Origin of the sequence: Streptomyces sp. NPDC048606 (assembly GCF_040650855.1) — a bacterium.
In the GTDB taxonomy this organism is placed as follows: domain Bacteria; phylum Actinomycetota; class Actinomycetes; order Streptomycetales; family Streptomycetaceae; genus Streptomyces.
The window spans coordinates 1-6,102 of the sequence record NZ_JBEZIB010000086.1 but is presented as its reverse complement, the minus strand read 5'-3'; the positions used below and the strand labels follow the sequence as shown (position 1 = coordinate 6,102).

General features: G+C 69.4%; 3 protein-coding genes. All 3 read left to right on the top strand.

All coding sequences use genetic code 11. The features are described from left to right. Positions 1-192 precede the first annotated feature (192 nt). Positions 193-435 (top strand): hypothetical protein, encoded by a 243-nt coding sequence (locus AB0D01_RS39355; RefSeq protein WP_363064175.1) that lies wholly within the window; start codon positions 193-195, stop codon positions 433-435. 568 nt (positions 436-1,003) lie between these two features. Then, on the top strand, positions 1,004-3,532 hold the full coding sequence (locus AB0D01_RS39350) for an ATP-binding protein (protein ID WP_363064173.1): 2,529 nt from the start codon (positions 1,004-1,006) through the stop codon (positions 3,530-3,532). A 655-nt stretch (positions 3,533-4,187) separates the two neighbouring features. Then, positions 4,188-5,984, top strand: coding sequence for a hypothetical protein (locus tag AB0D01_RS39345; RefSeq protein ID WP_363064171.1), 1,797 nt, complete (start codon positions 4,188-4,190; stop codon positions 5,982-5,984). The last annotated feature ends 118 nt before the right edge of the window (positions 5,985-6,102 follow it).

Genomic DNA, 6,102 nt, shown 5'->3' with positions numbered 1-6,102 from the left:
GGTGCGGACCGGGTGGGCGTGGCGCGGGTCGTGTGGGCGGTGAGCGGGGGCGAGATCACGCAGGCCTATCGCGTGCAGCTCACGCGCGTGGAATCCGCGCGGGCGGGGCGCTGGCAGGTGGCCGGGATTTCTGGTGATGACCTCACCTGAGCCTGCCCTGAATTTCTAGAAAGAGGAGACAGGAGAAAAGCCGTGCATGATGTCCTTCTGCTGGCGCTGACCGACGGATCCGGGGTCAAAAACGCCATCGTGAAAATCGTCGGAAACCTCTTCATTGCCGTGATGGTGGTGAAAGCATTCAAGCTGTCGTGGTCGGAAGACTTCAGTAAAAAAATGGCGTTCTTGGGGAGCGCCGGATTCTGCGCCGTTTTCATTTGGCTGCCGGATCAGGCAAAGACCATGGTGACGGACATCGCGAAGGTGATCACAAGCTGATGCGGGAAGGGACGACATACACCCGACATTTCATGTTGGAGGCGCGACAGCATGAGCTTTTCGGGGTGGACCTAGGGCACGGGATTTCGCGCCGGACCATGCTCTTGGGAGCACTCGCCTTCGGCACGTGGGACGGGGTGGGATTCGTCTTATTCGGCCTTCCGTCTCTGGACTGGCTCACCGCCTACCTGCTTCCACCGCTCCTGGTGACGGTGCTGGGGGCGCAGCCCTCACGCCGGTGTGATCGGCGTTCGGTTCTGGCCGGATGGGTGATCGCCGGCCAGTACCTTGCGTCGGGGCATCGACCGGTGGTTCGAGGGGGTCGGGGGCAGGCGGACCGGTCGCAGTGGATCCCGCGCCGTGCGCGGTGGGAGCGACAGACGCCGGCGCTGGTTCGCCTCCTGGGGCCGGTCATGACGGATCGGGTGCTCGGACCGAAGGGCGCCGGTGACGTGCCGGGTGCCGGTGGCGTGGTGGAGATGGCGTTGACGGCTCGTCTGTACGGGCCGGACCACATGGTGAGGATCGCGACCGGGCGGCGCCCGGCGCTCAGGAAGGGGCGCGGGGCATGAGGGTGTTGGAGAGGATCTCGGAGCTGGTCGGCGTCGCCGGTGACCGATCGGCGTCGCCACCCCGATACGAGGCGCTGGCCGACGGAGTACTCATCACCTCCACCGACGCGTGGGCGTGGTACGTGACCGAGACCAGCAACTCGGACCTGATGGGCGAGGCGGAGCGCGACGCTGAGCAGGCGCGCGCGGAAGTGGCGCTCACGTCGATTCTGGCGGGGATGGACGTCCACCTGAAGGTGCTGTGGGCGCCGTACTCGGCGGATGACTACCGAGCCGAGGGCGCCGACATGTACGTGTCCGGCCGGTGGGAGGAGTGGATCGAGGACCGGGCGAAGCGGCTGGATCAGATCAGTCTGCCGATCCGTCACACCCTGATCGGGATCAGGCTGGGCGCACGGCAGGTTCCGGCGGGCCGGAAGTTGACGGAGGCGGTCGGGGTCGCGGCGCGGGGGGTGCCCACACGGGAGCTGGCTCACTGGCATGCCGCCGCCCGCCGTCTGGGCCGACGGCTGGAGGCCTCCCCCTGGCGGTGCGCGCAGGCACCGGTGGAGATGCTGGCGTGGATGATCGCCCGGGAGCAGCATCGAGGAGCTGCGGCGCCCACGGGCGGAAGCGTGGTGTCGGGTGCCACGCTGGCCGCGCTCACCCAGGGCCGGGTGCTCCCGTACGCCGATCACCTGAGGATGACGGACGCTCACGGGGGCACCGCGGCTTGGGTGTCCGTGCTGGTCATGACCGGATTCCCGGAGCAGATGGTGACGCCGGGGCCCGGTGAGTGGCTGCGCACGCTGGCCGAGGTCGCGTACCTTCCGCCCGACGCGGCCGGGGACCCGGAGGACGTCGCCGACGTCGCCGCCCGGCTGACGGCGGTCAGCCCCGAAGCCTCCGTGCGCCTCAAAGTCCTTCCGAAGCGGGTGGCGATCGGGCGGACGGACGAAGCGGCCCGAATGGTGCGGGAGCAGACCCGATCGGCCACGTCACACGCGGTGGGAGACCCCGGCCGGGTGATCACCGACGCCGGCCACGCCATGGCAGACCTCCGCGCGAATCTGGAGCGCGAGGAGATGTCGCTGGTGGAGGACCACCCCAGGGTGGTGGTGTCCAGCACCCTGGGCCTGGAGGACCTGAGGGCGCGCGTGGACGCGACGATCGCACACTACGGCGATCTCGGAATCACCGTTCAGCCCGGCGTCGACGAGCAGCGCGCACTGTGGCTGGAGGCCCTCCCCGGTGATCGGCTCAGGGTGCCCGACCTCGGGCACGTGCGCGACACGCGCGCACTCGCCGGGGCGTGGTGGTGGGGCGGGGCACGGGTGGGCGACACCTCCGGCCCGGTGATCGGATACTTGACCGGGAGCACCCCCGGAGTCGTGCGCCTGTCTCCTCTGCCGAACGGCCGTGACGCCACGACGGTGGCCTTCCTCGGACGCTCAGGGCGCGGCAAGTCCACCGCCGGAATGATCATGGCGCTGGAGGCCGCGATGTCCGGCGCGTGGGTGCTCGCGCTCGACTTCAAGGGAGATCTCGCAGGCCTGGCCCATGCGGCGGAGCGATACGGCCTGCCATCCCGCCTGGTGCAGATGAACCGCGCGCACGCCGGCAGCGCCGACCTGCTGTCCCTCCTCGGCACGGCCGGCCGTGATGCCGCCCGCGCCGAAGTGCCCTCCCAGCTCTCACTGGTCACCCCCGCCCACCTGCGCGCCGCCGGCGCGGAAGTGGCTTTGCAAGCGGCGACGAACGCGGTGATCGACAGCAGCTCTGCACCCGCGACGTGGCAGGTCGTCCAGCACCTGCGGGACAGCGCCGATCCGCTCGCCCGCGCCACCGGCGAGGCACTGGCCGAGCTCTCGCTCACTCCGCACGGGTCCCTTTTCATGGGCCGCCCGGAAGCCGGCGCGGCCTCACCACTGACCACGCGGCCGGGCCTCTCCGTTGTTCAGCTCCCCGGTTTGACCCTGCCCCGGGCCGGCGAGGACCGCGAGCGGTGGACCTCCGTTCAGGCCCTGTCCGTCGCAGTGATGCACTCCTGCCTCGCCTTCGGGATCACGACGGCGGGCCGACCCGATCTGCGCACTCTGGCAAAGATGATCTTGGTGCCGGAAGTGCACGTGCTCACCGGTACCAGCGAGGGACGCCATTTTCTCGATTACATGGCAAGGGTGGCCCGCGCCCTCTCTGTCTGGCTGGGGCTCGACACCCAGGACGCCACCGGCCTGCTGATGCTCCCCGGCGTCATCGAGCAACTCGCCGTGGTGGTCGGCTTCCAGTTGACCAGCGCACCCCAACAAGACGCCCTTGCGGAGCTGCTGGGGCTGCCCGTAGGGCCGGAGAGTCGCGAGCGCATCAGGGCACTTGCCGACGGGGACGGCGATCAAATCCGGCACGGCCACTCCATCATCAGAGACCCCCGCTTCGGCGCCGCTCAGGTCCAATGGGACATCCCCACCGCCGAGCTGGCCGACATTCTCGACACGGCCCCCCGCGCCGCGCAGCCGGCCGACGTCGAGCCGGAGGTCCACGCATGAGGCGACGACACACGATCGGGGCTCTCCTCCTCGTGCTCTTCGCCACCGGATGCGGCAGCCGCGAAGGGAGCGAGAACGAGCCCACCGCGGCTGCCGATCCGGCGGCCCCGGCAGTCGAGCAGGCGCGCGCCTACATGACGGCCGCCCTCGCACGTGACTGGCCGGCAGCCTGTGGGCTGATGACCTCCGAACGAGGAAGCGTCTGCCGGAGCATGCACCCGACCAGGGAGACAAGGGACCCGGGTAGTGCGGAGGTCGGGCCGGTGCTGCTGGACCGTCCTCCGACCCGCGTGCATGCCCTCAGCGCACATCCGGAGGGGTGGGCCGTGATGGTCTCCCACACTGTTGCGTGGCCGGGCAAGGCAGTCACGACGTCGCGCACGGCCCTTCGCATGGTTCCCGAGGGCGAGTCATGGCGGGTGGAGCAGCGCGAGGACGTCTTCGACAGTGACTTGACGTACGCCCCCGATCCGGCGGTGGCCGCGCTCTCCCGTCGGAGCGCCCAGTGATCCGACTGCGCACGCTTGCCGTGCCGATCCTTGCAGCGGTCACCACTTGGACTTCGGTGGCGGGAGTCGCCTCCGCCGACACGATCGATCCGGACGGAGCGAGCGGGCTACTTCCTAGCCCCTCCATTCCAAGCTCCGGGAAAACTATGTTCGAGACCTACCCGGACATGCTCACGTGGCGATTGGATAAAGAGTACGGCGATTTCGATTTTCTTGATCCGGCGCTACACCTGATCGCAGACGTGCTGATGGTCATTTTGGTGGCTGTCGGATCCGGAGTCACCACTCTGGCGCGCTGGGCATTCGCACTCACAGACATGCCGAATGTGCAGGAACCGCTGACCCGTGCCATTGGTGGTAGTGCGGGTGCGGTCATGGTGGGAATTTTCCCGTCCGCGCTCGCAATCGGTGCGCTGGTGGCATTCTTCAAGTCCCAACGGGGAGACGGGGAAGGCTACTCGCATTTGGCGTGGGTTCTGGTCTCGGCGGTAGCTGCGGCCACCCTCCTTCAGACCCCCAAGACCTGGGTTGAAGGTGTTGACCAGGGAAGACTACTCGGCACCGAGGTTGCCATGAGCGCGACCGAAGCAGGGATTGGCTCCGCCGGCGGCGGTATCGAGAAAATCCCGTTCTCCCTGGAAAACCCGTCAACCTATCAAGGCGACGCGAAAGACAGAGTCGTACGCAGATCCAGTGACGCCGTTTGGCGTGTGTACGTCGGGACGCCTTGGTGTCTCGCAGAATTCGGCTCCCTCGAAATCTGCGAAAAGTATGGACGCCGAGTGTTGGATTTCGGCACAGATTCAGAAAAGAGGAAGGAATTCCTTCAGGAGGAATTGACCAAAGAGGCCGTCGGTGAAGAATCCATGAAATGGAAGCAAGGGCATCGGCCGATGGAGCGTGCCGGCGTTCTCCTCGTGGCCGTTCCCGTGGCGCTCCTGTTTGGAATTCTGCTTATCGTGCTTCTGCTGGGGAGTATCACAGCCTTGATGGGAGCCCTTTTCCTCCTCATCGTCGGCCCATTCTTCGCGGCACTTTGGGTGATTCCAGGACGACCCCGACAGTGGGGCATTCGATGGGCTGACGCCCTGATCGGGACCGTACTTCAGAGCGCGATCGTCACGCTGACGGCTGGCGCGGTGATGACCCTTCAGATGATCACGGCAATGGCGATGCCCACCTATGGGTGGGTCGGATCCTCGGCGCTGTCGCTCGCGGGCGCCGCCGCCGCCTTCAAGTACCGGTCGATTCTGTCCAGCATCGTCGGCGCGGGCAGTGCCGGCGGCGGAGGGTCGGCGGGCGCGCTACTGGGCGCGTTGGCCACGCGGAGTGTGAGCCGGCATGCGGGCCGGCTGGTGCGTACGCCGGGCCGTCTGGCGGGCCGGCTCGGGGACGCGATCGAGCGCCGGCACCGCCCACCGACCCCGGCGGCGCGGCCGGTGGTGCGGCGGCCGGCGCCGCCTCCACCGCCCCCTGCCGGTGGGCCTGGTGGAGCCCGGCCGGGCCGGCCATCCTCCGGCCCCGGGCGTGGTCCAGGGTCCGGCGGAGTAGGGCCGCGGGTCACTGTGGGCGCGGCTCGCAACGCCGGTCGGGCGGCCGGCGGGCGGTCGGGCGCGCCGATCACGGGCGCTGGCACGGGAGCCGGCTCGCCGGCCCCGGCCCCGACGTCGACGCCGGTGGTGCCGGGGCCCGGGCGGCGCGGCCGTGCGGGCGCCGGCTCGACGACGACTTCGGCCAGCTCGACGTCGAGCAGCTCGGCGCCGTCCGGCTCGACGTCGAGCAGCTCGGCGCCGGCGCGCACGGTGCGCCCGACCACCGGTGCGCCCCGGACGCAGCCGCCGGCGCCGCCTCTGGGCGCGCGGCGGGCGGCGCTGCCTCCACCGCGTGTGGCGCGGCCCCGGCCGGCGTCGCGCCGGTACCCGCCTCCGCCTCCGCGTACCTGAGGGAGTGACAGATGACTGACGGCCCTGGGCGTGGCCCGGATGAGCCGGCCGCCCCGGACTGGCGGCTGATCCTGGCCGGTCTGCCGGCGGACGGCGAGGAGGAGCCGGCGGGGCGGGG